Origin of the sequence: Candidatus Neptunochlamydia sp. REUL1 (assembly GCF_963457595.1) — a bacterium.
GTDB lineage: Bacteria > Chlamydiota > Chlamydiia > Chlamydiales > Simkaniaceae > Neptunichlamydia.
In genome coordinates this window covers 553,250-578,816 of the sequence record NZ_OY735137.1, presented here as the reverse complement: position 1 = coordinate 578,816, position 25,567 = coordinate 553,250, and the positions used below count along the sequence as shown (strand labels likewise).

General features: G+C 41.8%; 26 protein-coding genes, 1 tRNA gene and 1 pseudogene. 13 read left to right on the top strand and 15 right to left on the bottom strand.

The features are described 5' to 3' along the window. Nucleotides 1–3 precede the first annotated feature (3 nt). The gene (sctQ, locus tag R2I63_RS03380) at nucleotides 4–1,125 is read right to left on the bottom strand and encodes a type III secretion system cytoplasmic ring protein SctQ (RefSeq protein WP_316358859.1); all 1,122 of its coding nucleotides are present in this window, start codon (nucleotides 1,123–1,125) and stop codon (nucleotides 4–6) included. 84 nt (nucleotides 1,126–1,209) lie between these two features. Further along, nucleotides 1,210–1,896 (bottom strand): hypothetical protein, encoded by a 687-nt coding sequence (locus R2I63_RS03375; protein ID WP_316358857.1) that lies wholly within the window; start codon nucleotides 1,894–1,896, stop codon nucleotides 1,210–1,212. Nucleotides 1,897–2,294: 398 nt separating this feature from the next. Between R2I63_RS03375 and R2I63_RS03370 the strand changes: the two genes are divergently transcribed. Then, entirely contained in the window at nucleotides 2,295–3,077 is a 783-nt protein-coding gene (locus tag R2I63_RS03370; RefSeq protein ID WP_316358854.1) for a transposase, read from the top strand. 554 nt (nucleotides 3,078–3,631) lie between these two features. On the opposite strand, the gene R2I63_RS03365 is transcribed toward R2I63_RS03370, so the two are convergent. Further along, entirely contained in the window at nucleotides 3,632–4,024 is a 393-nt protein-coding gene (locus tag R2I63_RS03365; RefSeq protein ID WP_316358851.1) for a type III secretion chaperone, read from the bottom strand. Between the two features lie 5 nt (nucleotides 4,025–4,029). Beyond that, nucleotides 4,030–4,548 carry a DUF5399 family protein gene (locus R2I63_RS03360; protein ID WP_316358847.1) on the bottom strand — a complete coding sequence of 173 codons (519 nt, stop codon included), beginning with the start codon at nucleotides 4,546–4,548 and terminating at the stop codon, nucleotides 4,030–4,032. A gap of 235 nt (nucleotides 4,549–4,783) precedes the next feature. On the opposite strand from R2I63_RS03360, the gene R2I63_RS03355 reads away from it, so the two are divergent. From R2I63_RS03355 to R2I63_RS03325, 6 genes and pseudogenes are all read left to right on the top strand, one after another. Continuing rightward, nucleotides 4,784–5,305: a division/cell wall cluster transcriptional repressor MraZ gene (locus tag R2I63_RS03355; RefSeq protein WP_316358842.1), complete on the top strand. Its 522-nt coding sequence runs from the start codon at nucleotides 4,784–4,786 to the stop codon at nucleotides 5,303–5,305. Then, nucleotides 5,305–6,221, top strand: a pseudogene (gene rsmH, locus R2I63_RS03345) (16S rRNA (cytosine(1402)-N(4))-methyltransferase RsmH). Before R2I63_RS03355 ends, rsmH begins: the two are co-directional and overlap by 1 nt. A 20-nt stretch (nucleotides 6,222–6,241) precedes the next feature. After that, nucleotides 6,242–6,517, top strand: a complete 276-nt coding sequence (locus tag R2I63_RS03340) for a hypothetical protein (protein WP_316358832.1) — start codon at nucleotides 6,242–6,244, stop codon at nucleotides 6,515–6,517. After that, on the top strand, nucleotides 6,514–8,481 hold the full coding sequence (locus R2I63_RS03335; protein WP_316358829.1) for a peptidoglycan D,D-transpeptidase FtsI family protein: 1,968 nt from the start codon (nucleotides 6,514–6,516) through the stop codon (nucleotides 8,479–8,481). Before R2I63_RS03340 ends, R2I63_RS03335 begins: the two co-directional genes overlap by 4 nt. After that, nucleotides 8,478–9,884, top strand: a complete 1,407-nt coding sequence (locus R2I63_RS03330; RefSeq protein WP_316358825.1) for a UDP-N-acetylmuramoyl-L-alanyl-D-glutamate--2,6-diaminopimelate ligase — start codon at nucleotides 8,478–8,480, stop codon at nucleotides 9,882–9,884. Before R2I63_RS03335 ends, R2I63_RS03330 begins: the two co-directional genes overlap by 4 nt. A 429-nt stretch (nucleotides 9,885–10,313) precedes the next feature. Then, nucleotides 10,314–10,904, top strand: coding sequence for an N-acetylmuramoyl-L-alanine amidase family protein (locus R2I63_RS03325; RefSeq protein ID WP_316358822.1), 591 nt, complete (start codon nucleotides 10,314–10,316; stop codon nucleotides 10,902–10,904). 67 nt (nucleotides 10,905–10,971) lie between these two features. On the opposite strand, the gene R2I63_RS03320 is transcribed toward R2I63_RS03325, so the two are convergent. Then, entirely contained in the window at nucleotides 10,972–11,361 is a 390-nt protein-coding gene (locus R2I63_RS03320; protein ID WP_316358819.1) for a hypothetical protein, read from the bottom strand. Nucleotides 11,362–11,618: 257 nt separating this feature from the next. Here R2I63_RS03320 and R2I63_RS03315 point away from each other — a divergent pair, with 257 nt between their 5' ends. Beyond that, entirely contained in the window at nucleotides 11,619–13,121 is a 1,503-nt protein-coding gene (locus R2I63_RS03315) for an ankyrin repeat domain-containing protein (RefSeq protein ID WP_316358817.1), read from the top strand. Nucleotides 13,122–13,161: 40 nt separating this feature from the next. Here the strand turns inward: R2I63_RS03315 and R2I63_RS03310 are convergent. After that, nucleotides 13,162–13,235 (bottom strand) — tRNA-Arg (locus R2I63_RS03310). A 56-nt stretch (nucleotides 13,236–13,291) separates the two neighbouring features. Here R2I63_RS03310 and gnd point away from each other — a divergent pair. After that, nucleotides 13,292–14,746 carry a decarboxylating NADP(+)-dependent phosphogluconate dehydrogenase gene (gnd, locus tag R2I63_RS03305; protein WP_316358814.1) on the top strand — a complete coding sequence of 485 codons (1,455 nt, stop codon included), beginning with the start codon at nucleotides 13,292–13,294 and terminating at the stop codon, nucleotides 14,744–14,746. 2 nt (nucleotides 14,747–14,748) lie between these two features. On the opposite strand, the gene R2I63_RS03300 is transcribed toward gnd, so the two are convergent. From R2I63_RS03300 to lepA, 4 genes are all read right to left on the bottom strand, one after another. After that, the gene (locus R2I63_RS03300) at nucleotides 14,749–15,270 is read right to left on the bottom strand and encodes a hypothetical protein (RefSeq protein ID WP_316358811.1); all 522 of its coding nucleotides are present in this window, start codon (nucleotides 15,268–15,270) and stop codon (nucleotides 14,749–14,751) included. An 82-nt stretch (nucleotides 15,271–15,352) separates the two neighbouring features. Further along, nucleotides 15,353–15,607 carry a hypothetical protein gene (locus R2I63_RS03295; RefSeq protein ID WP_316358809.1) on the bottom strand — a complete coding sequence of 85 codons (255 nt, stop codon included), beginning with the start codon at nucleotides 15,605–15,607 and terminating at the stop codon, nucleotides 15,353–15,355. An 84-nt stretch (nucleotides 15,608–15,691) separates the two neighbouring features. Further along, the gene (locus R2I63_RS03290) at nucleotides 15,692–15,826 is read right to left on the bottom strand and encodes a hypothetical protein (protein WP_316358806.1); all 135 of its coding nucleotides are present in this window, start codon (nucleotides 15,824–15,826) and stop codon (nucleotides 15,692–15,694) included. A 371-nt stretch (nucleotides 15,827–16,197) separates the two neighbouring features. Further along, nucleotides 16,198–18,009 carry a translation elongation factor 4 gene (gene lepA / locus R2I63_RS03285; protein ID WP_316358804.1) on the bottom strand — a complete coding sequence of 604 codons (1,812 nt, stop codon included), beginning with the start codon at nucleotides 18,007–18,009 and terminating at the stop codon, nucleotides 16,198–16,200. 121 nt (nucleotides 18,010–18,130) lie between these two features. Between lepA and R2I63_RS03280 the strand changes: the two genes are divergently transcribed. Both R2I63_RS03280 and uvsE read left to right on the top strand, forming a co-directional pair. After that, nucleotides 18,131–19,576 (top strand): SDR family oxidoreductase, encoded by a 1,446-nt coding sequence (locus tag R2I63_RS03280; protein ID WP_316358802.1) that lies wholly within the window; start codon nucleotides 18,131–18,133, stop codon nucleotides 19,574–19,576. Beyond that, nucleotides 19,573–20,478, top strand: coding sequence for a UV DNA damage repair endonuclease UvsE (gene uvsE / locus R2I63_RS03275; RefSeq protein WP_316358795.1), 906 nt, complete (start codon nucleotides 19,573–19,575; stop codon nucleotides 20,476–20,478). The genes R2I63_RS03280 and uvsE overlap by 4 nt, the downstream gene beginning before the upstream one ends. On the opposite strand, the gene R2I63_RS03270 is transcribed toward uvsE, so the two are convergent. Beyond that, nucleotides 20,458–20,952 carry a hypothetical protein gene (locus tag R2I63_RS03270; protein ID WP_316358792.1) on the bottom strand — a complete coding sequence of 165 codons (495 nt, stop codon included), beginning with the start codon at nucleotides 20,950–20,952 and terminating at the stop codon, nucleotides 20,458–20,460. The genes uvsE and R2I63_RS03270 overlap by 21 nt on opposite strands. Nucleotides 20,953–21,082: 130 nt before the next feature. On the opposite strand from R2I63_RS03270, the gene R2I63_RS03265 reads away from it, so the two are divergent. Further along, nucleotides 21,083–21,451 carry an IS630 transposase-related protein gene (locus R2I63_RS03265; protein ID WP_316358055.1) on the top strand — a complete coding sequence of 123 codons (369 nt, stop codon included), beginning with the start codon at nucleotides 21,083–21,085 and terminating at the stop codon, nucleotides 21,449–21,451. Then, nucleotides 21,375–21,908, top strand: a complete 534-nt coding sequence (locus tag R2I63_RS03260) for an IS630 family transposase (RefSeq protein WP_316359726.1) — start codon at nucleotides 21,375–21,377, stop codon at nucleotides 21,906–21,908. The genes R2I63_RS03265 and R2I63_RS03260 overlap by 77 nt, the downstream gene beginning before the upstream one ends. 278 nt (nucleotides 21,909–22,186) lie before the next feature. On the opposite strand, the gene R2I63_RS03255 is transcribed toward R2I63_RS03260, so the two are convergent. The 4 genes from R2I63_RS03255 to R2I63_RS03240 all read right to left on the bottom strand — a co-directional run bounded on the left by R2I63_RS03255 (nucleotide 22,187) and on the right by R2I63_RS03240 (nucleotide 25,373). Next, nucleotides 22,187–22,318 carry a hypothetical protein gene (locus R2I63_RS03255; RefSeq protein ID WP_316358789.1) on the bottom strand — a complete coding sequence of 44 codons (132 nt, stop codon included), beginning with the start codon at nucleotides 22,316–22,318 and terminating at the stop codon, nucleotides 22,187–22,189. A gap of 59 nt (nucleotides 22,319–22,377) precedes the next feature. Next, entirely contained in the window at nucleotides 22,378–22,977 is a 600-nt protein-coding gene (locus R2I63_RS03250; protein WP_316358786.1) for a hypothetical protein, read from the bottom strand. Nucleotides 22,978–23,068: 91 nt separating this feature from the next. Then, on the bottom strand, nucleotides 23,069–24,658 hold the full coding sequence (locus R2I63_RS03245) for an NTP/NDP exchange transporter (RefSeq protein WP_316358783.1): 1,590 nt from the start codon (nucleotides 24,656–24,658) through the stop codon (nucleotides 23,069–23,071). Between the two features lie 181 nt (nucleotides 24,659–24,839). Next, a complete protein-coding gene (locus tag R2I63_RS03240) occupies nucleotides 24,840–25,373 on the bottom strand; it encodes a hypothetical protein (RefSeq protein ID WP_316358781.1) in 534 nt (177 codons plus the stop codon). Nucleotides 25,374–25,567 lie beyond the last annotated feature (194 nt).

The following is a 25,567-nucleotide window of genomic DNA, read 5'->3' as shown; positions in this document are numbered from 1 at the left end:
AACTTACTCGCCAAGCTTTGTGATTTTAACTCCAATAACATCTCCAATTTGGAGAAGCTCTCCCTTGCCAACACATTTTCCATTGGCAACAAGATCAACGCCTTTCTCTGGTTGAACACCAAGTTCTAAAACATTTCCTGGCTTCAACTTTAGGAGTTTATCGAGGTTCATCTTGAGGCGCGCAACTTGAATTGTGAGACTTATTGGAACTTTTTTTGGGGAAAGCATCGGTGACTCAGGGGCTTCCTCAACGGATACCGCTTCCTCCTCCATGGAGTCATCATAAGGCTTTTCGAAATTTTCGTTGTCCATGGGTTTGTCCTCAAAATAGTGTGCATAATCGAGAAGTTTAATCGCATCCTCTTTGACCTTTGCCTGAAAAAGAGGAGTGTTGTCAACAGCAAGTTGAAAGGTCCCTTTTTTGAGCTTAGGGTAGTAGGAGCAATGATCAAGGAGAACAAAGTCTCCTTCTTGAAGTTTTAGCCAGTTTTCTTGCGAGAGTTTAGATTCTCCAGCAGAAAGAGATACATCTACCATCATCTCTTGGTAGAGCTGAGAGGGGATGGAAAAGTTCCAATCTTGAGCAAAATAATGTTTAAAGGATTCCTGAAAAAGAGTTGGGCAGATCATCCGCCCCCAAATTGTTTCTCCTTCATGCTCGATCGCAACATCAACGCAATAAGCATCTTCTTTTGCCAGGGGCATATCAATCATCTTTGGGGTGAGTCCTTGGAAGATTTGTAGTCTGTCAATGATTGAAATCCCTTCAATACTTAAGTAACGAAAGAAACCCTTTTGCAAGTAGGGGTCAGAAAAACCGTCGCTTCCCGCCTCAGGATGGATCGCCCATGAGGAGAGTTTTGAAAAATCTTCTGAGGGGAAAACAATCGAGAGACTTCCCTTAAGGGGAGACATTTCTACAGCAAGCTGGAGAGGAGAGCGTCCCATCCCTGAAAGGATTTCACTTCCCTTCTTCCACTCCGCAGAGCCTCCAGTAATCTTTAGCTTTTGGATTCCTAAAGAGGTCTGAAGCTCATTTGTAAACGCTTCCCAAGGGAAAGATGGAGCCGAACTCCACATAGGAATATCCTGGGCTCCGATTGCTACCGACTCTACATGTTTCATCCAATTTTGTGGTTGCATTTCACTCACACTTAAATCAAGTTATTATAAAAACCCAAGATACGGGATTTCCATCAATTTAGGAAGTCATTTTTTTGTGATAGAGGATGGGGCTGTCCCAACCCCTTTAAGTTTGGCCGCTTTCTTTTTCTCTTCCTTTGTTCTTCCACGGTTGAAGAGCTCTGACTTTTCACTCAGAACAGGTTGTAGAATGTGGACTTGAAAACTTTTTAGGGCTTCGTGTGTATTCAATGACACTTGAAGTGTTCCAATATGAGCCTGGAAAAGCTCCTGAGCTTCTGGTGTTCCCGATAGTTGCAAATTAAAGCTGTGGGGTGCTGTATCATAGTGATCGAGTTCAATTGTTGAACCTTCCAAGGCTGTTCCAGCCATTCCCACCTTTACAGTGGTTTTAGACACTCCATTCTCACTCTCGATTTTTATATAATCAGCCATCTCCTCAACTAAAGAGGCAATTTCCAATGGGAGTTCTGTAACCTCAGAAACTTCCATTCCTTCCGCAACTACTTGTGGCGCGAGCTCTTGAACCTTCTCACCATGTTGGGAGGATTCATGTGGAGAAGACTTCTTTTCCTCGGATTTTTTCTTTTCCTTAGCAGCTAAGTCGAAGACACTCTTAGACCCCTGGGGAAATCGGGGAGGTTCCTTTTGAGACATGACTTCTTTAAATGAGCGTGTTGGAAGCCTGCGCTCCTCTTTTTTGGATTCAGCAGCAGCTCGCGCACTAACTTGGGGATGTGTTTTGATATCCATTCTTTAACCTCATTTTAATCCACGAGAAATCGTAATGGATTTTAGAGTTGATGACAAGCATCCTTAGGTAGCTCAAAAAGCTGACTAAGGATATACAGCGTGTTCATGCGTGTCGTTTAATGACTTGTCTATAAGACTGAGAAGGAGATTTTTTTCTTGGAGAAAATAGAAAAATCCCTATTCGCTTGAGGGATACTTTAACAAAAGTGCCCTGGGAGGTAGCAGCCTCCCAGGGCGTGAAACTAAGGTACACCCTTTTACGACACAGGAACCTTAGCTTCCGTACAGACCACCGTAGACTTGATTGATGTGTCCTTTACCTGAAGAACCTTGCCAGCGGCAGTTGGTGTAGGCATAACCTATATATAAAAATTTTTATTTTAGTTATCATCTTTTGGATGACCTATTCATTGGATTTTAGAAAAAAAGCACTGTCAATTCGAAGCAGAGAAAAATTGAGCTTTGCACAAACAGCTAAACGTTTTGGTGTAAGCGTCAACAGTTTATTTCTTTGGTCTAAACAAATAGAGCCCAAACAAACTAAGAATAGACCTGCGATCAAGATTGATAAAGAGACTTTAATGGGGGACATCGAAAAATATCCAGATGCCTTCTGCTATGAACGAGCCAATCGTTTAAACGTAACCGCCTCAGGTATTCGTAGTGCGATGAAGCGGCTAAAAATCAGCTATAAAAAACACACTAAACCATCCCAAAGCTTGCAAAAAAAAAGAAAGGCCTTCGTGCAAAAAATTGCAAAATATAAAAAATTGGGAGTGCCAATTGTATATATTGATGAGAGTGGATTTGCGCATGATATGCCTCGAACTTATGGTTATGCAAAAATAGGAGAGCGTTGCTTTGGCACTCATGACTGGGGAGCAAAGGGTCGGACCAATGTAATAGGAGCACTCATTGGGAAAAGTCTTCTTACTCTTGCCCTATTCGATTGCACAATTAATACAGATGCTTTCACTGCTTGGACCGAGCAAGACTTGTTACCAAAGTTGTCTGCTGAAATCGTCATAGTTATGGATAATGCTGCAGGGCATATCTTAAAATATCTCCCTCCATATTCTCCTGATTTAAATCCAATTGAATACAAGTGGGCTCAGGCAAAATCTAAGCGAAGAAAATATCGATGTGGAATAGATGAACTTTTCCAGGAGTATTATTTATAACTAAAATAAAACAATTCATCTATATTCTATTTTGTTGCTAGAGTTGGGTAAAATATACGGTTTGAGTGCATCGCTCAGGCTTGCATTTTCTGGGAATCCGGTTCTAAAGGGAAAGGTTGTGTCATCCAAGGGAATGTTTAATTGCCAGTGTTGGTATTTACAACAATCGTTGCACATATAAGTGCATGTCGCATCTTCTACAAGAATATGCATTCTGGTGGTGTTTTCTGGAGCATCTTTCCAAGAAATTAGGGGGAGACATCCCCATTTTTTCTGGATTGGAGTATGTATACTTAAGCGGGATGTAGTCGTCCTCAATTCCCTTTATGTAAACCTTAAAGTCTGGGCTATAACTTTCTGCGGTTGCGCTTTTGTAAAAAGTTTCGCTGCACTTTTTTTCACATGCTGTGGCAAAGAGTGCAATAAAAGCTATAGTGAGGATTTTTACTGTCTTCATGAACCTATCCTGAAATTAAATTATGTTTAATTTTTATAACTTTTGATTCATACAAAATGGATAAATTTTAGTTAAAAATTTAAGAGGAAAGTCAGGATTAGCTATAGGCGAGAGTGAGAGCGCGGGCTTGGTCAGCGATATAGGAATCGGAACTACGCTCGAGATGAGATGCTTGAGTCAGGCCTTGCCGTTTGTATCCAAGAAGAAAAAGAGCTTTGGTTCTATTCAGAAGTGTAGGTTCATGCTTGGGGTCAAGGGAAAGTGCTTTTTCAAGGTAGTTTAGAGCGGAGAGGTTGTTGCCTACTTGAAGGTAGATACCTCCAAGGGTTTGAAGATCGTAAACGTTTTCTTCGGGAAGGATTGCTAACACTTCAAAAAACTTTAGGGCGTATTCGAAATGCCCCTGTTTAGCAAAAGAGTATCCAGCAAATCGAATGTCTTCAATCTGATCTTTATTCCACCCTAGAAGTTCAATCCAATTTGTATCCATGGCGCTTATCCTTTTGAGTATTGGTTGCGTCGTGAATTGATCTGAGAAAGTAGGGTGTCGAGAACTTGGAGATAATCAAGGAGGGCTATAAGGGTTTTAGATTCCCGAAGTTCCTCTTCCTCTTCTTTTTCATCTTCCCATTCATACTCTGATCCCTTTCCGTCTTGGCGTCTTTGGGCACGTGCCTTCTGAGAGTTGTCCACCTTGTCGCGGATTTTTTGCATCTGAGCGGAAAGGAACTCGTGAGTGCCAAGTGACGGAATGATTTGAAAGGTAAAGAGCCGCATCTTTTGGAGATTAAAGCCAGCAGGGGAATAGAGAAGTGCCCAAGGGGCAAAACGACTGGAAGTTTGAAAGAGAGTGTCGAACTCACTCCTGTAAAAGGGCTGAGCAACATCAACCTGTGTACTTCGAGAAACAAAAGGGGCCTCTTTCGCGAGACTTTTGTCGAGGTAGGCCTGATCTTGCGCCCAACGAACAGAAGGGTCCAATCCAAGATTATCTACTGTTTTAGGGTCTACCATTTATGCCTTCTAATAAGTGTTTTCCCTATTTATACCGATCTCTGTTTTTTTTCGGTACAACCAAAAAGCGTGAACAACTTTTCCACAGATTTCCACCAAACCTTTCCTATTTGTTTTAAGTAGGTTAAAAAACATTTGGGAGTTTTTGAACAATGCTTTTAGACAAAAACATTGCTCATTTTCAAAACCAATGATAGGATGTGGAAATAAGTGGAAAAATTAACGACTTTAACTCATGAAAAACTTCTTCTTTAACGGATCTACCCACTCTAAGCTTGATGATAAGAATCGCTTTGTTCTTCCTCAGCAGATGAGATATGGGCTTGTAGAAAATGGAGAACTCGAGTTCACCATTGCCCTTGGCCTTGGGGGATCCCTTGCGATTTATAAGAGAAGTGACATTGAGAAAATTGTTAAAAAATTCCAGTCAAAACAGCATGTGGCCAAGTATCAGAAGTTTTTTACACTCTTCTTTTCCACTCTTCACCACGCTACATGTGATAAATTAGGACGTGTTGTACTTCCTCCGGTTCTGAAAAAAGCGGCAAATATCAAAAGTGAAATCGTCATCGCAGGAGTTCTTAATAAAATTGAGATCTGGCCGAAAGAGAAATATGAGTATGATTTGGATAGCTTTTTGGGTGGGAAAGATGGAAGTTTAGCTCAGATGACTGAGGAAGCCTTTGCTCTTTTAGATGAAAGAGATGAGGAAGAGGTATTGACTCCCAAGCAGCAAGAAGAATACGAGCAGATTTAATGAAACACATCCCGGTCATGCTTACGGAGAGTTTGGAAATTTTTAAGGACCAAAAGCTCAAGACCTTTTTCGATGGGACATTGGGCGCGGCAGGGTTTGCAAAGGCGCTGCTTGAGGCGCATCCTGAAATTGAAAACTACTATGGTTGTGACCAGGATGAAAATGCTTTGGCGCTTGCAAAAGAGAATTTAAAGGATTTCGAAGGAAAGGTGACTTTTATCCATTCGAATTTTAGTCGATTGGAAGAGGAGCTGGAGGAACGGGGAATTAAACAGTTAGACGGTTTTTTTTTGACTTGGGAGTGTCATCAATGCAGTTAGATGAAGAAAAAAGAGGGTTTAGTTTTCTCAGGGAAGGTCCTTTGGATATGCGGATGGACCCATCGACAGGTATAACGGCGAAAGAGATCGTTAACAAGTGGTCTGAGAAAGATTTAGCAAATTTGTTTCGCGAATATGGAGAAGAGAGGCGTTGGCGACAAGCAGCGCGCGCAATTGTAGAGGCGCGAAGAAAAAAAACGATTGAAACCACGACGGAGCTTGCTGAAATCTTATCACAGTCGATTGGTCGCAGTAAGAAAAAGCTTCACCCTGCAACTCTTGTCTTCCAGGCTCTCAGAATCTCTGTCAATCGTGAACTTGATTCGATCGAAGAAGGGGTTAAAAGTGCCATTCAGACCCTCGCTCCAGGGGGGCGTATTGGTGTCCTTGCTTTCCACAGACTTGAGGACCGGATTGTGAAGAATCTTTTCCGCACGGCATCCAAACCTATTAAGAAAATGATCGAAATGAAAGAGACTCACATCTACCCCATGCTGAAGCTACTGACTAAGAAGCCACTTATTCCTACATTTCAAGAGAGTCGTACAAACCGGCGTGCCCGAAGCGCAAAACTTCGAGTCGCGGAACGGATCTAAACATGTTGTGGGGACGCTAAGTGAATCGAGGTTTACTACTCCGTCTTCTCATTTGTATCTTTGCTCTTGGAGGATTTCTTTATACATACATTGATAAACAAAATGATCTGACAGAACTCAAAATGGAGATTCCGGAGCTTGCTAAGCAACTGAGAAGTCTTGAGGAAGAAAATGATCAGTTATGTCTAGAGATAGAGCGTTTGGAGAATCCAAGTCATCTCATTGAACTCTTAAGGGAAAAGGAATATTCCCATTTGGGCTATCCGTATGTCAATGAAGTGGTGGTCCTCAAGTGAAAGAAGTCGATGCAAAAGATCTCCGTCGTCTCCTGGCATTGTCTATCGGAATGCTCGTTCTTTTTTGTTTCATCATCTTGCAGTTTTATAAACTGCAGATCATAGAGGGAAGTAAATGGGCGCGCCAAGCACGAGCCCAGCATCAATTTTCAGTAACGGAACCTTTCAAAAGGGGGAGGTTTTTTGCAAATAACACCCTTAAAGAAGGGCATATTGAAACCGCTCAACCCCTTGTTTTTGATGTAAAAAGATATCATCTTTTCATTGACCCCATTGCGATTTATCCAGGACTAAGGGACGAAATTTCAGATAAAATTGGTGAGCTTCTTTCTCTTGATTGGAAAGAAAAGAATGAAATACGACCGCACTTTGAAAAACATTGCCGCAGTCGCCGATTAAAAATGTGGATTACCGAGAAAGATAAAGAACTTTTATCTGCCTGGTGGCGTCCCTATGCTCGGTGGAAGAAAATTCCTCGAAATGCCCTTTACTTTGAAGAGGATTATAAACGAGCCTACCCTTATGGAAAGTTGCTAGGGTCGGTTCTTCATACTGTGCAAGATAATCGAGATCTCGAAAGCCATCAGGCCCTTCCTACTGGTGGACTTGAGCTGGCTTTTGACCAATACCTTCAGGGGAAGCCAGGAAAGCGGCTTCTCCTCCGCTCACCTAGCAATTCAATGGAAGAGGGGCTGCTTGTCAACGAACCTGAAGATGGTGCCGATGTTTACCTCACGATCAATCATTATATCCAAGCCATTGCTGAGGAAGAAGTGGAACGTGCTGTAAAGTCATCAGGTGCTAAAAGTGGGTGGGCAGTCATGATGAACCCTAACACAGGGGAGATCTATGCCTTAGCTCAATATCCTTTCTTCGATCCTTCGGACTATCGCTCTTATTACAATGATCCCGATAAAACAGATGCTACAAAAGTTTCAGCGATTACCGATTGCTTTGAATTAGGGTCGACAATGAAACCGATTACGATCGCCATTGCCATGCTCGCAAATGAAGAACTGATTCAGCAGGGTAAGGAGCCTATCTTTGACCCAAAGGATATGATTCCTGTAAGTGATGGAAATTTCCCTGGAAGGAAAAATCCGATCAGAGATGTTGGCAATCATCGCTACCTTAACATGTATTTAGCGATTCAAAAATCCTCAAATATCTACTGTGCTAAACTCGTCCAAAGAATTGTTGCCACACTTGGAGATCAGTGGTATCGCGAAAAACTCGAAGAAGTTTTTGGTTTTGGACTTCCCACAGATATTGAGCTTCCTTGTGAAAGTTCAGGTCTTTTGCCTCATGTAGATCAGACATCTCTTTGGTCAAAGATCACTCCTTATTCTCTTTCATTTGGATACAACATGCTTAGCAACACTGTGCAGCTTCTCCGCGCCTATGCTATTCTGACTAATGGAGGATACTCTGTAAAACCTACCCTGGTAAAGAAAATTGTAAAAGGTGGAGAGGAGATTTATACCTATAAAGCGGAGAGAGGCAAACAGCTTTTAAATCCCCGGATTAGCCGAGAAATCATTTATGCGTTAAAATCTGTGACGAAACCTGGAGGCGGAGGTTGGCGCGCCAATATTCCAGGGCATACTGAAGCAGGGAAATCGGGAACGACGGAGAAGATTGTTAACGGAACTTACTCGAAAAAACACCATTACTCGAGTTTTGTAGGGTTTACACCAGCTTTTGATCCTCAATTTCTTCTTTATGTAGCGATTGATGAACCTGAATACCGCTATCTCCCTGGAATTGGGAAAACTTACTTTGGTGGAAGATGTGCAGCTCCAGCCTTTAAGAGTATTATGGAAAAGACTTACAAATATTTGGGTATTCCTCCTAATGACCCCCATGGATTTCCTAAGGGGCATCCCGATGCTGACCCAGAGCGAGCTGATTGGAGCCGAGAAGTGCAGGTTCTCAAAGAACTCTACAAAAATTGGAACGAATGAAACTTAAAAAATTACTCAAAGATCTTGATGTTGATGTTAAAGGAAGTCGTGAAATTGAAGTGAAGGGAATTTCTTCCCACTCGCAATTCATTTCCCCAGGAAGCTTATTTATTGCAAAGCGAGGGAGGACATTTGATGGAGCGGAATTTATTCCCAATGCAATAGAAACGGGAGCTGTTGCTGTTCTTACAGATTTTTATAACCCCTTTTTGCAAGGAATTGTTCAAATTGTAACTCCCAATGTGACAAAGCTAGAATCTCTCTTGGCAAAGCGTTATTATGGAACGGAGAATAGCCCTCTTTTTTTGATTGGAATTACTGGAACAAATGGGAAAACGACAACGGCATATTTAATTCATCACCTTCTTCCAAAATGTGGACTCATGGGAACCATTGAAACCATCATTGGAAAGCAAAGATTTCCCGCACAACTGACAACAGCTGACGTTGTGACAAATCATAAAGTTTTAAAAGAAATGGCAGAAGAGGGACTCAAGGCTGCTGTAATGGAGGCAACTTCCCACGCTCTTGATCAAAATCGAGTGGAGGAAGTGAAGTTTGATGTGGGGGTCTTTACAAATTTTTCTCAAGATCACCTTGACTACCATGGGTCAATGGATGCCTATCTCAATGCAAAGTTGAAGTTGTTTGATCAGTCGAAGCTGGCAATTTGTAACCAGGACGATCCTACCGTTGAAAAGTTTGGAGAAGGGGTAACATATGCTATCGATTCCCCAGCCGACCTTAAAGCGGAAAATATCTCCATTTCTCTAGAAGGGACAACCTTCGATTTGCTCTATAAAAATCGGGTCGTTACGATCGCATCCCCCCTGATTGGGCGGTATAATGTTTATAATGTTTTAGCTGCATTCGCTGTCCTTTTGTCAAAGGGAGAGTCGCTTGCTTCAATGAAGAAGAAACTCATGACTTTTCCAGGGGTACCAGGGAGGCTTGAGAGAATTAAAAATTCTCAAGGGATCCATTTGTTTGTCGACTTTGCTCATACGCCTGAGGCGCTTTTGAAGGTGCTCGAAACGCTTGAAGGCATCAAAAGAGGAAAAATCATCACAATCTTTGGGTGTGGTGGCGAAAGAGACGAAGGAAAACGTTTTTTGATGGCTGAGGCTGCAGAAAAATATTCCGATCAAGTCATCGTAACCTCTGATAATCCTAGGGGAGAAGATCCTTTGAAAATTTGCAATGAGATTGCAAAAGGTCTCAAACGGGAGGTTCTTATTGAAGTGGACAGGCGCTCAGCCATTGAGCGGGGTATCTTTATGGCAGAGAAAAATGACACGGTTCTCATCGCTGGAAGAGGCCATGAATCCTTTCAGAAAATTGGGGGAAGAAGAATTCCTTTTGATGATAGGCAAGTGGCTTATGACGCAGCGACAAAGCGTTAAAATGTTGCTTCAATTTCCCATAGGGAAAATTTCTTCGTTGTTCTCCTTCGACAACCCACGAGGGGTTGCTTGTATCGAACACCTTGAACTTTCCTCCTGTGCAAGAACTTCAGCAACTCTATTTTAATGCGTTATCCCTGGCTTATGCTATTTCTCATTTGACGCTAGATAAGAAAGACTGCTAAACTCAGCCCTATGTTTATACCGATTGTGTTTCAACATTTTTCTTTTTCCTACATCAGCATCCCGACCTTTATCCCCCTATGCATCGCTCTTATCTCCTGGATAGGAGTCTGCTTCGAGAGGGTTAAATCTCGGGCGCTGATTTTGGCAAAATTTAAAATTTTGAAACACAATCGGTATAAATTTTTATTTCTTTGCATTCCGATTGTTGCCTCTTGTTCTCAATCTACACGAGTGGATCAAGAGATGTATGCAGCCGCATCAATCTCAAAACAGTCCCAAGGAAAGCAGTTAATTGTAATCGATCCAGGGCATGGTGGAGACGATATTGGAGCGCAAGTAAAACATATTAAAGAAAAAACCTTAGCACTTCAGACAGCCACCCTCGTGAAAAGGTATCTTCATGAAAAAGGGTATCGCGTGATTTTGACTCGAAGCCGAGATGTTTTCCTTCCTCTTAAAAAGCGGACTGCAATTGCAAATGATACGAAAAGTAAACTCTTTGTTAGCATTCACTTTAATGCCTACAAATCCATACAGCCACACGGGATTGAAATCTACTGTTATAACAGGGGATCCAAGTGGCGACAGTTTGCTTCAAAGAAGCTTGCTGATACCATTCTCCATGGGATGATTGAGGCAACAGGTGCAAAAAATCGTGGAGTAAAATATGGAAACTTTCATGTGATTCGGGAAACCTATATGCCAGCAATACTCATTGAGGGAGGCTTTATTACCAATCCCAAAGAACATTCTAATCTCTCTGACAAAGGATACGTGGAGAAGATGGCCAAATCTATTGCTGTTGGTATCGAGCAATATCTAAAAAAAGCTTAGTTGACAATATCACCTAGAAAATAAGATGCTTTTCACCAGGAGAGAGCACATATTCAATGGTTTTCTCTCATATACCCCACTCTTTCTGGTGTTTTACAGGGTTGGCTTGCATGTCTTCAAGCCAGTCAATGGCAAAATCAAGAGAGCCTTTTCGCGAATATTCCTCTCCATATTCCTCGAATTGGGTTTTGAAATAGTTACAGAAATCAATGGTAAGCTGAAAAAGAATATCTTCTTTAATTTTGATCCCTTGATGTTGTTCAGCAATAGGAATCAGCATTCTTTTTTCGACAATTTTTTCAAAATACTCACTGGGCCCAGTGGGGTCACCACAAACTGTACAGAAAACAAATTCATTACCTGAAAGGACAGCATTTTTATAGATTTCCTCCTTTGATGAAACTTTAAGTTCATGGGGATTTAACCCGTCGTTTATGATAAGACTTTCAGTTAGCATTTTCTCTTTTAGAAATGACTGCCAAAAATCCATGAGAAAAAATATGACAATTTGAAAGGCACTTTCGATTTATATTCCAACCTATGAATTAAGTGAGACGGAGGCTTTCCAAGTCTTAAGAGATGTTGCTAGGGGAATCTATGTTTATGGAGACTCTCCCGAAGCTTCCTATTTGCAAAAAGCACTTTCAGGTACTATATTTGGCGAACTTCTTCAGCTATTATTGTAACTCTTTAAAGGAGGTTAGCAAAATTCCCATGTTAGATCGTACACTTGCTGAAAACGAGAAAATCTCTTGCCCTCAGGCTTTTCCCCCACTTCCAGTCTCACTTCAAAAAGAACTCAAACTTCCGTTCATGCCTCTACTAGAATCAATGTCTAAAAAGCAGCTTACTCAAGTCGACACATATCTTCATACGAATCCTGCATCTGAACAGATGATTCATGATGCTTATGATGCGATCCATGATGGGATGGTTTCCTATGTCAAAAAGCACTCTTCATCTCAAAAATTGACAGTCGATCAATACGGGGATTTAACTTTTGAGGTGCTCCAGTATTTCAAGAACCGCTATCAAGCCTTTGAAAAAAACATTGCGGCCCTGTTTAAGGGAACAGAATTTGAGGGAGCAATGACAAATGCAAGTATACGACAAAAGTTCTTTCAGCATGTGGATCATAGAATTGTGACTTCGCATGGAAACCAGAGGCTGGAGATGATCAAAATCAAAGATGCGGCTACAAAGTGGTTTGCAAACCCTCTTGCTGCATGCTTTGAAGATTCAGGATTTCTATTTAGTCTGCTAGACGGAAGTGTGAAATTTATTAGAGAATGTTCGGGCAGCCAGATTCGTGTTGCTGGAGGGTGCGGTGTTGCTGTTGAGGATATGGAAATAGATGAGGGGGAGGATCCTGAAGCTGTCGCTAAAGGGTATCTGTATCCTCCTCTTGCAAACTATCCATTTGATAATCATGTGATGAATGTTTTGCAAGCCATTGTTGATGAAGATGTAGCTTTATTTGAGAAAAGCTGCGCAGAGATTAAGGATTGGAATTTTAAAGATCCCTCAAGGGTCAGTTTAGTTCACCACGCATCCCGGTGCAAAAGCCCAGCGATTCTTCAAAAACTTATTCAAAAAGGTGCTGATCTGCGAGTGATTGATCTTCAAGGGTTTTATCCAACTCATTATGCGGCAGCTAGCAATTCGGTGGAGTGCCTGAAGGTTTTACTGAGCCATGCTCCTGAACTTTTAGAGGTTCAAGCTGAAGAAGGACAAACGCCTCTATTTGCCGCTGCGCAGTATGGTGCTTACAAATCTGTGGATGTTCTCCTTTCCTTGGGGGCTAGTCCAAATTGTGCTATTGTCAATGATCTTAGCCCTCTTTTGTGGGCTATCCAATCTAAAAATTCCCAGATTGCTATGAGATTATTAGCCCATGAAAGCATTCACCTTGATCATGCTCTTAGAGATGGAAGTTGTGCGCTTGATTATGCGATCGAGGGAGAGCAAATCCAGATTGTCAGACGGTTGATTGAGCGCGGAGCTAATGTGAACCGCAAATGTCGAGGTTATACACCTCTCCACTTAGCAGTGGTGAATGGGTACTTAGGGGGAGTCAAAATTTTGCTGGAATGCCGAGACACGGTTTTAACAGCTAAAACTTCTGAGGGAGAAGAAACTCCTATGATGATGGCTCAGCGATTAGGACACCAAGAGATTGTAAACTTGCTTGCAAAACAAGCGGCATATCGCCGATGACTATTGTTCAATAAAGAGGAACGTGAGATAAAGGGGGAAATGTCCTCGGCGTGATTCGAACACGCGGCCTGTTGCTTAGGAGGCAACTGCTCTATCCAGCTGAGCTACGAGGACTGAAGGCCAAAATTGTAACGCAACGGAGTGATAAGCTCAAGAATTTGGAGGTTAAAGTGCCAGGAAATGCAGATATCGGACTAATTGGACTCGCTGTCATGGGACAAAACTTAGTCCTAAACATGAACGATCATGGGTATAAGGTTGCTGTTTTCAACCGCACAACGTCCAAGGTTGACGCCTTTTTACAAGGTCCTGCTAAAGGGACTGAGGTTACTGGGATGCATACCCTCAAAGAATTGGTTGGTTCATTGAAGCGTCCGCGGAAAGTAATGATGATGATCCGCGCTGGTTCTTCGGTAGATGATACGATTAACGAGCTTGTCCCTCTCCTTGAAAAAGGGGACATCATCATCGACGGAGGGAATAGTCATTTTCCTGATAGTGAGCGGCGCTTTAAAGAGCTGAAAGACAAAGGAATCTTGTTTATTGGGACTGGAATCTCAGGTGGAGAAGAGGGCGCGCGCAATGGTCCTTCAATTATGCCTGGAGGAAATCCTGATGCATGGCCTGAGGTTAAGCCAATTTTTCAGGCCATAGCGGCCAAGTCCGAAGATGGGGAGCCCTGTTGCGATTGGGTAGGGGAAGGTGGTGCGGGTCACTACGTCAAGATGGTCCACAATGGAATTGAATATGGGGACATGCAAATCATTTGTGAAGCGTATGAGCTTCTCTCAGCAAAACTTGGGCTTGATACTGATGAGCTTTCAAAGGTTTTCAAGGAGTGGAATAAAGGAGAGCTCAATAGTTATCTGATTGAGATTACTAGCCAAATCTTTGCTTACAAAGAAAAAGAAGGAAATGCACTCGTTGAAAGTATTCTTGATGTAGCCGGGCAGAAAGGTACGGGAAAATGGACTGGAATTAGTGCTCTTGATATGGGAATGCCGCTTACCCTTATTGGTGAAGCAGTTTTTGCGCGGTGCCTTTCAGCTCTTAAAGAAGAGCGGATTGAATTGAGCAAACATTTTGACGGGCCTGGCAAAGATTTCAAAGGTGATAAAAAGCAGATGATCGAAGACATCAAGCAAGCCCTTTACGCTTCAAAAATTATTAGCTACGTGCAAGGGTTTATGCTAATGCGCGCAGCTGCAGCTGAGTTTAAGTGGAACCTCAATTATGGCTCCATTGCTCTTATGTGGCGGGGAGGATGCATCATCCGTAGTCGTTTCTTAGGTGAGATTAAGAAAGCATTTGATAAAACAAAGGACCTCAAAAGTCTTCTTCTCGATGACTTTTTTAGAGGAGAAATCTTGAAAGCAGAACAAGGGTGGCGCCGGGTGGTGTCTCATGCAGCAGAGTTTGGTGTTCCCGCCCCTTGCTTTAGTACATCTCTTTCTTTCTTTGATGGATACCGTTCAAGCCGCCTTCCTGCAAATCTTTTGCAGGCACAGCGCGATTTCTTTGGTGCTCATACTTATGAAAGAGTGGACCAGCCCCGTGGACAGTTTTTTCACACGAATTGGACCGGCACAGGTGGTGATGTAAGTTCTTCGACTTACAATGCGTAAGATTAGTCTGTAAGTTCATTATAGTTGAGGACAAAATCGGGTTTGAGCCTTTCTACCTGGTGGACCGCTGACTCGAAGTCCTCATGGTCATGGGAGTGAGCATATCGATCTACTTTTTTATGGATCTCGTCATAAATCTCATGCATTTGCTGGACCTGTTTCTCTTGTGAGCTAGAGAATTCTAGATTATCGACTTGCTCAAGTTCCTCTTCCATTTCATCAAGAGTACCATTAAGTTGTTCAAGTCCTTGCTCATAACAGATCTCGTTGTAATTCAAGACAAAAGCAGGTTGAAGAGCCTCAAGTTCACGGCAGATATTATTAAAATCTCCATGTTCCTGTGTTTTTGCGTAGACGTCGACCATTTCTTCTAACTTCTTGTATATCCGCTTCATATACCTAGCGAGCTTTTTCTTGCCCCCTTTTAGGTTCATTTCACCTACTTCATCCATTTCTTCTTTCATCTCTTGCAAGTGAGAGTTGATGAGTTTCATGGCTTCTTCATAATCAATGTCTTGATACATTTTCCCTCTGACACGTAAGTGCTCCCCTTAAGCCTACTTTACGCTTAAGGGGAGATTTTGGCTAGTACCCCCAGTATAGGTTTCAAGCCTGGATAGAGAAGAGAGGTTTCAAAGGGCGCACACGACCTATCGTAATCTCTTTCTCATACTTTTTTCCTTTTGAGCTCCATTGAAGCAGAACGATATTTTTATGAGGGGTTAAAAACACGGGGGACCTTCCGATTCCACTTTCACTGGGATAGCGCGTATCTTGCTTGCTGTGAGGAACACGTGTCGAATCAATAATCATGAACTGATAGGTGTCCCCTATTTTTTTGAGAACTTGATCGACAATCATGATATGAGTCCCGGTACTTTTTTTGCTAAAATCTGCCTCCTTTGGAGGAAGGAAGTTATCAGGGAGATAAATCAGAATATCTCCTCAAAGGACATCACTGAGAGCTTTCACTGTTTGCCATTCAGATAGAGGAAGGTGAGTGAGCGCGGATGCATAGTTAAAGGGACAGGGTTGCCCATCACTTGATGGAGGAACTGCCTTTGCAAGAACATGGTTCATCGTCCAGACCAGTTGTTCATATGCTTCAGGATGACATGTTTCTATGCAGTGATTTACAAAACCGTAGCAATTGAATTGATATGATAGATCCTCGTCTTCTTCAGTCTTGATATTATTGGGGGAATATGTCGATCGCTTACGCTTGGTGGCGACCGAATGAAAAAGATGAGATGCATGCAGATGCAGCTTTGAGCGATAAACCCGAGAAGAAGGTGAAAAGGTGCTTAAGGATCTTGACGTTGATTAAACATGTGTTTCGTTTGGTAGTAGAGATTCTGAGAGGCTTTCAAACCCTTTGGATAGGCTTGAGAAAGCTTTAGTAGCGGTTTTTCTAATGATACTAGCGAATAGTGACTCCTTTCGTTAAATTGCTATTCTTCTGCTTTCAAGACTGCCATGAAAGCGGATTGAGGGATGGTAACTTTACCAATCTCTTTCATTTTTTTCTTTCCTTTCTTTTGCTTTTCCCAGAGTTTGCGTTTTCTGGTAATGTCTCCACCATAACACTTGGCGGTCACATTCTTTGAAAGAGCAGAAAGAGTTTCTCGTGCGATAATTTTTCCACCAATTGCAGCTTGAATAGGGACTTTAAACTGTTGACGTGGGATCACATCTCTAAGTTTTTTACAAATGGCTCGTCCCTTTGCCTCAGCTTTAGTGGTATGGACAAGACAAGAGAAGGCATCCACAACTTCGTCGTTGACTTTGATTTCTAGCTTTATCACAGAGCCAATATCATATCGAGCAAACTCATAGTCAAAAGAGCCATAGCCGCGAGTTACCGACTTAAGCTTGTCATTAAAATCCGTGATAATCTCATTCATTGGAAAGCGGAAAGTCAGGAGGAGGCGGTTTCCACCCATTGACTCAGTTTTATCGAGTATGCCCCTCTTTTCTGTCCCAAGAGCCATGATAGGCCCTAAAAAATCAGATGGGGTCATAATATGGGACACAACCCAGGGCTCTTCTACGAATTCAATAATTGCCGGATCAGGATAATGGGCCGGGTTGTCGATCTTTTTTTCTTCCCCGTTTGAAAGGGTTACTTTATAGACGACACTAGGTGCGGTTGTAATAATATCAAGGTCAAACTCTCTTTGGAGACGTTCAAACGTAATCTCTAAATGCAGAAGGCCTAGAAAGCCGCAGCGGAAACCGAAACCAAGAGCCAAACTGCTCTCTTGTTCGACATGCAATGCTGAATCATTAAGCTGTAGTTTTACGAGCGCATCGCGGAGATTTTCAAAGTCTGAGGTGTCGATGGGGTAAATCCCTGCAAAAACGACAGGTTTAATGACTTTAAATCCTGGAAGGGGAGTTGAAGCCCCAAGGCGAAAAGAAGTAATTGTGTCCCCAATTTTGACATCAGAAGTTTTTCGAATATTTGCAATAATATAGCCCACTTCTCCAGGGCGGAGAATGTCAATGGGTTTCTCGTTAGGAGAGAAAATGCCTACCTCAAGAACCTCAAAGCTCTTATCAGTGGCCATTAACTTAATTTGGGTTCCCTTTTTGATTTCTCCACTGATCACTCGGACATAGACCATCACCCCTCGATATGGATCGTAGTGAGAATCAAAAACAAGAGCGCGGAGAGTCTCGTCTTCAGGAGGCTTCGGTGGCGGAGTGTCTGTGATGATCCGCTCTAAAATATCGCCAATTCCTTCCCCTGTTTTTGCTGAACAGAGGATGGCATTTTGGGCTTCTAAGCCGATGACCTCTTCAATCTGAGTCTTTGCTTCTTCAGGGTCTGCAGCAGGGAGATCGATTTTGTTCAATACAGGGAGAATCTCTAGATCTCGCTCGATTGCTAGGTGAACATTTGCGAGGGTTTGTGCTTGCACACCTTGCGCTGCATCAACAATAAGAAGGGCTCCTTCGCATGCCGACAAAGAGCGCGAGACTTCATATGAGAAGTCGACGTGACCAGGAGTATCAATAAAGTTAAATTGGTACGTGTTTCCATCAGTTGCCTCATAGTACATTGTAACTGGATGAGCCTTGATCGTAATCCCCCGTTCCCGTTCGAGCTCCATGTCATCAAGGAGCTGCTCCTGCATTTCCCGATCAGGTACTGTCCCTGTAACCTGCAGTAGGCGATCAGAGATCGTCGACTTGCCGTGGTCGATGTGGGCAATAATTGAGAAGTTGCGGATGTATTTAGGATCGTACTGGAAAGCCATAGCCTTGATTTTAGCGTATTCCTTCAATAAAACTAAAGTCTCAAAAGTCCTACCCTGGAATAAATAGATTTTTTTACTCTATTGTGTTGAGAATAAATTTGTAACACCATAGCATGATGGAATGCGTATTCTACTTACAGGAGCCAATGGCTATATAGGGACAAGACTTCTTTGCAGACTTGTTGAACAAGGTCATGAGGTCGTCGCAGTTGCTCGTCGGCCTGACAGCGTTAAGTTGCCCCAGAAGTATAAAAAGCAGGTGACTGTTATTTCGGGTGATTTGTTACAAAGGGAAAGTCTTGCGGCTATTCCTAAGGATATTGACGCTGCGTATTATCTCGTACATTCAATGGGAAAGCGCTATGAAGATTTTGAGCGGCTCGATAAAAGGGCTGCTGAGAATTTTGTCTCTTGTATGGATCAGACTTTATGCCAACAGGTTATTTATTTGACAGGTCTTATTTCGAATAAGGACTCACTATCAAGGCATCTTAGGTCACGTTTTGAAGTTGAAAATATTCTCCGAACGGCTAAAGCACCATTAACAGCTTTAAGAGCGGGTATTATTATCGGCTCGGGAAGTGCTTCTTTTGAAATTATTCGTGATCTTATTGAAAAATTGCCTATCATGGTTGCTCCCAAATGGGTACATTCCAATTGCCAACCTATCGCAATTCTTGATGTTTTATTTTATTTGACAGGTGTTTTAAAAAATGGGGAATATTTAGGACAAACGTTTGATATTGGAGGTCCAGATGTGCTCTCTTACAAAGACATGCTAAAAGGGTACGCTAAGCAGCGAAAGCTTTTTCGTTTGATTATCACTGTTCCTGTCCTTACCCCACGCCTTTCGTCTTACTGGCTTATTTTGATTACAGCCACAAATTATTATCTTGCGCGGGCTCTGATCGAAAGTGTAAAAAATGATGCAATCTGTAACGATCACCGCATTACCAAAGCGCTGCCTCATCGTTGTTTAACCTACCAAGAAGCTTTGGAAAGATCCTTTGAAAAAATTCAAAGCGATTCGGTGATCTCCACTTGGAAAGACTCTTGGTCTTCAAGTGGTCACACAGAAATTTCAGCAGAAGATTTTACAGTTCCTCTCAATGGATGTTTATCAATGGGTGCTCGATTGAGCTTCAAAAAGTCTCCTGACGCTGTGTTTGAAGAGATTCTAAAGTTAGGAGACAGCAAAGGATGGTGCTTTATGAACTGGGCCTGGAGGATCCGGGGATTAGTAGACCTTCTATTAGGAGGGGTCGGTTTAAGAAAAGGAAGGCGGAGCAAAAAAAAGCTCAAGGTAGGAGATGTGATCGACTTTTGGAGAGTTCTTTATGTTAGCAAAGAAGAAAGAAAACTTGTGTTGTTAGCAGAGATGAAGTTGCCAGGAGAAGCTTGGCTTGAGTTTACAATTAAACCTAAAAACGATAGGCACGAAGTAAAACAAAATGCTATTTTTCGTCCTCGAGGAGTTTTTGGGCGCATTTATTGGTATTCGTTTTATCCTATTCATCTCATTATGTTTCCAGGGATGCTCAGGCGGCTTGTTAAAGGCGCCTTATGATCCGCCTAGGTCTTTGTTGTATCTTTTTTTCTGAGCCCATTAAATTTCGCACAACAACGGCTACATATCTCAAGCGTATTGACCACCCTTATGAATATCTAGCTGAAATTATCTCTCATAATCTGGATTCTCTTAAGGCAGCGCTTGAGTACTGCGTGAGTGCGGGGATTGGATGTTTTCGTCTATCGAGTCAGTTTTTCCCACTTTGTTCTCATCCTGATTGGAAGTATCAACTTTCTTCTCTTCCTCGCCATGATGAATTGAGGGGAAAAGTTGAGCATTGCAGAGCGTATAAAGATACTCAGGGTTTGCGCTTAACCCTACATCCCGATCAGTTTGTGGTTTTAAACTCTCCAAGGCCAGAAGTTGTTCAAAGTGCTATTCATGAGCTTGAATATCATGCGCACCTAGCAGACCTATTAGGAGTTGATGTCATTAACATTCATGGTGGAGGTGTCTATGGGGACAAAGCACAAGCTCTTGAGCGTTTTCAAGAGCACTATCAGGCGTTGCCTCCTCATGTTCAATCTCGGCTGACAGTAGAAAATGATGATAAATGTTATACTCCACAAGATCTTCTCCCTTTATGTGAAAAAAACCAGATCCCTTTTGTCTACGATGTGCATCATCACTGTTGTTTAAAAGATGAGCTGACTGTTGAGCAAGCAACAATACGTGCACTATCCACTTGGAACCGTGAGCCACTTTTTCATATTTCAAGCCCCATAGAAGGTTGGGATGGCCCTAAACCTCAGCGTCATCATGATTATATTGCGATAGAGGACTTTCCTGTTGAATGGGAATCTTTAGAGAGTGTGACGATCAAAGTCGAGGCAAAAGCTAAAGAGCTAGCCGTTGAAAAACTTAAAAAAGATTTAATGTTAAGGGGAATCCCTACCTGACCTTCTAGTGATGAAGGAAATCGAGATGATGGCAAAAGTTGAGATTGCAACAAGAAGCCACATAGCACCTCGATAGTCATACATAAAGGATGTTGAAAAAGCCTTGAGGATCTTTGTATGCATTAGAGAGCTCATATGGCTGAGGTAAGCTTGGAGCTCTTCAAAAGACGAAAGAAGTGAACAGATTTTAGCTTGCGTAGCAGATGAGAGTTGAACCCCCTCTTTATTAAGTTCAAAGGAAAGCTTTGATTTTTCCATTGTGCGAATCACCACTCCGACAAGTGACAGTCCGACCGTTCCTCCAATTTCCTGAACGGTTGCAAGAGCTCCCGTAGCGACATCTACATAATTACAAGGAATAGTTGAGATTCCGAGCGAGGCAGAAGGACCGAATGTCTCTCCTGTGCCTATTCCAAAAAACACCAATGCAATAAGAATCATTGGGATATGCCTTGAGTCGGTAAAAAATGTCATGATCAACACCCCCAAAAGCACAAGGAAAAAGCCTAAGATAACGAGTTTTTTTTCTCAAACTTGTCTGAAATCATTCCAACATAGTGAGAAGCTATAGCTAAAATATTTCGTTTTAGTTATAATTTTTTGAATGACATATTCGCTAGATTTTAGAAAAAAAGTTCTATCAATCCGAAGCAAAGAAAAATTAAGCTTTGCCCAAGTAGCAAAACGCTTTGGAGTAAGTGTAAATAGTGTGTTTCTCTGGTCTAAGAGGTTAGAGCCGAGGCGCACTAAAATCAGACCTGCAATAAAGATTGATAGAGAGATCTTGATGGAGGATATCAAGAAATACCCTGATGCCTTCAACTATGAACGAGCACATCGTCTCAAAGTAAGCACTTCAGGCATTCGGTGTGCCATGAAGAGGTTAAGAATTAGCTATAAAAAAAACGCTCAACCATCCCAAGGCCTGCGAAACAAAAAGACAAATCTTTCAAGGAAAAATCGCAGAATATAAACGTTTGGGAAAGCCAATTGTATATATTGATGAAAGCGGGTTTGCCCATGATATGCCCCGCACCCACGGTTACTCCAAAATAGGACAGCGATGTTTTGGTACTCATGATTGGGGAGCAAAAGGAAGAACAAATGCAATAGGGGCATTACTTGGAACAAGCCTCCTTACACTTGCGTTATTCGAGTGCAATATTAATACAGACGCCTTTTCCATTTGGGCAGAGGAGGACTTGCTACCGAAACTTCCCTCTGAAAGTATTCTGGTTATGGATAATGCTTCATTCCATAAAAGCAAATCTATGCAAGAGAAGATCCACGCTGCAGGCCATACCTTGGAATATCTTCCTCCCTATTCCCCTGATCTAAACCCTATTGAACACAAGTGGGCACAGGCAAAGTCTAAGCGAAGAAAATATCAATGTGGAATAGACGAACTTTTCAAGGAGCACTGCCTATAACTAATTTAAGTCACTTTAGCTATATAGCAAAAGGAGCTGAAATGGCTAGAATAAACATCCCTGATACAAAGGGGGAGTAAGCTAGAATCGTTTGGAGATATAGGGGAATGGAGAAAAAGACCCCGAAAAAAAGGAAGATCACAGAGAAATTCCCTATACAAGCCGCAAAAAATTCTTCTTTTTGAAAAATTCAAACTGAATCAAGGGGGAAGAAACGCGGTGTTCCACAAAGTAGAATAGAGGGAGGCAAATAATAGACAGTGCAAATATTCCTAAAATCACAGGGCTGCTCCACCCCACTCAGGGCCTTGGATGACTCCCATAATAAGAGCACCTATTCCAACAATCAATAGGAGAAGCCCAGGGATATCGATTTTTGTATTTTGCTCTTCATTCTTAGATTCTTGCAAAAAAACCCCCTAAGTGGAGATAGGGATTCTTGAAATTCAAAGGTCTTAGAGCCTAATAATCATACTGGTTTTTCTGTGGTAAATATTTTTTTATTTTCCAGCATATGGTAAATCATAAACCCAGAAGTGATGCCAACATAAACAACAGAGGCTCTTTTCATTAGAGAGTGATTATGATCAATATGGCATAAAAAAATGATAGTTGCAAAAACAAGTGTAATTCTAGAATCCATTTTTAGACCAAAAATCTTAGGTACAATATCTAAACAACCAGACGCTTCTAACTGTTTTTGCTGGTCAATTTTTTCAGAAAACTTTTCACATCCTTTAATCTTTAAATCTCTGGCTGCTTTTTCGGCTAAAGCTCCTAAAAGCGTTGAGGTGAAAAAATATTTATGACACTTGTATATTGATACTGCCAATGTGAGAAGCATTAAAGAAATTCGTAGTTGGTTATATTGTTTGATCGCTTCAGGAGAAGGTTTAGACTGTGTAGCAAGAATTTCCGTCAATATTTTAGCGACGGTTTCTTTAATATCTTGTTCATTGACCATTCCTACTCGTTCTAAACCGTTTGTTTGATCAAGATCGGTATTTTGAGCTAGACTGCAGAGGGTCGAGTTATCGCATGGTTTGCAGCAGCCACTATTCAATTTCATTTTATTAAATCTCCTGATTTATATTTCAAGAATATTGTAAAAAAAAGCCCTCCGGTGAGGGAGGGCTTTCGAAAAGATATTAAGTCTTCTCTTAAGTATTTGCGGTTTCCACAGGAGCTTCCACTTTTGTAGCAGGCTCTGCTTCTTCCAGCTCTTTCGCTTCTTCGGCAGCTTTTTCCTCTTCTCGCTGAGAAGTAAGATTGAGGAAGCGCTTGTTTAGAGAGCGAGCAGCGACGATCCATACAAAGATGATCCCTAGGAGAATAATCGCAACGAAAGGTGCGATGACTCCAACGACTGCTGTGTTAAGGGCAAAGAAAAGACCTTGTTGGATCAAAGATCCACCAGACTTTCCTAGACGGGCGCCAACAACGTCAATCGCCGCTTTACCTTTAACTTTCTCTTCCTGTCCAAGGGGAATGTAGGCCATTTCCTTGGTTGGGTCGAAGAAGGAGTATTTAGATGATTTACTGGCGATATTCTGAATCGTTCCAAAGACGACCGCAAGCATTAATGGGGTAGATCCGATCGCTGCAATTGTAGCAGAAAGGCTACCGCGGAAAATAATGAACGAGAAGAATGCCACACCAGTGACGAGGAGCATCACAGGAGTAATGAGAGCGGTTTTACCCCATCCAAAACGCCTTACAACAGATCCTCCGAGGAAGAATGTAATGAGGATGGTAATGATACCCGTTTTCTCAGAAAAGCCTCCCATGAACGCCTGATAATCGTTAAAGTTTGGATATTGCTGATGCAGCTGATCTTTCCAAGTGACCTCAACAAGGTTAATGGAAATTCCATATGCCATTACGAGCAATGCAATACATCCAAGGTACTTAGAGCGGATAAGCATCATGAAGCTTTCTTTCATAGAAAGTTTTGGCTTCTTTTTCTTTCCTGCCTTCTGCTCACCTGGATCATAGAAACGCTTGTCTGTTAGGACGTATTTGTTAATCCACCAATAGATCCCTAGGACAAGAAGACCAGCAACAACAACCATGGACATGGTGTAGTTTAGAGTCACTTGCCAGGGGTCTCCAGCAGTCAGTCCCTCACGAATCTTCGCTGCCCATTTAATAAACCGCCCTGAAATGATCAGGGAGACATTCGCAAACATCGCAAAAATGGTGTAGAAACGTTTTGATTCAGAGACTTTACTGATATCATTAGCGAATCCCCAGAATAGAAGCGAGACTGCCATACTTCCCCAAAGCTCCGACATAACGTAGAAGAGGGAGAAAGTCCAGTTACGGATGACATCAATCAATCCTTTGAACCCGTCGGGGAGAGTGGTTTGCAACATGTCGCAAAAAGCGTTAGGATGCAAAGAGTCTCTTAGGGGGTAAAGGACTGTTCCAAATAATCCAAAGAAGACAATAAAAGGAATAACTGAGTAGTAAAACAGCTTTGTCTTACTTAGCTTGTTACTTAGCTTCGCATAGAGAAGCATAAATAAGATAGCGCAGGGCAATACTCCCCAAAACTTCAAGAAAGGAATTACCTGGGAACCTTTCGCAGCTGTTACAACAAGGGTATCTTTTGTATCTCTGAGGATTGTGTAATTAAATAGAATAAAAAAGAAGAGAAGAACCATCGGAATGAGCTTTTTGAGCTCAAAGTGATGCACCGGCCATAGGCGGGATCTCCACTTTCCAAAGTCTTTTGTAGTTGACGTCATATTTCGTTCCTTATAAAAATTCTTTTGAAACATTCACTGTGCTTTTCCGAACTATTATGGAAAATCGTAGAGAATACTTCAGCTATAATCACAGACATTATAGAGCATTCGAGATAGAAATCAACAAAAAAAAAGGGCGCTCAATGAGCGTCCTTTTTTAAATAATTCCTTTTAAAGAGAATTAATTGTCGATCATTGCCTCTGCACCCGCAGCGATCATTGCTTGCTGAGCATTTACAGATTCGACATAAGCATTCCAAAGTTCATGATCAACGATCTCATGGCGAAGAGACTGAATAAGCTCTCGCTTGGTGTGTGCTAAAGATTTTTTTGGGCTTAGCATGGCGATCATTTCCTTGTCTCCAGATAGCCTTGCCATATTTAGAAGTCTTTCAAGCTGAAGCTTTGAGAAAGCCAGATTGTCTTTTTTCTTTCTAGAACCACGAGCAGCTCTCTGCTTCGGAGGAACAACCAGGGGGCGATCAGCTCGAATAATAAATTTTTCAATGAGTGATGACAATTCCGTCGGATCCTTGTATTTCATTTTTCTAAGAGTGAAGTGGTGCATGTATCCACCAGAGTTCATTGGAATGTATTTGCAAAGATCGTTTTCTTTTCTGCCTCTGACCTTCTTAATGGCCTTAGAGATTACACCTTCCAGATCTTCAAGCTTTTTGGTGTTAGTTTTAACAGTTTGTTCTTCAGTAAAGCTCATAAAGCCACCTTTTTTCCTATACTTGTTATGACAATCCAACGAGTTGGACAAATAAACATTTAATTTAACTTATAATAATGAAAATTCAACTTTCGCTATTTAATTTCTATTCTCGACATGCTTATATAGTGTTTCTCTTTTTATATGCAATACTTATTTTGAAGTTCATTCTCTTTAGTTCTAGATCTCTGTCG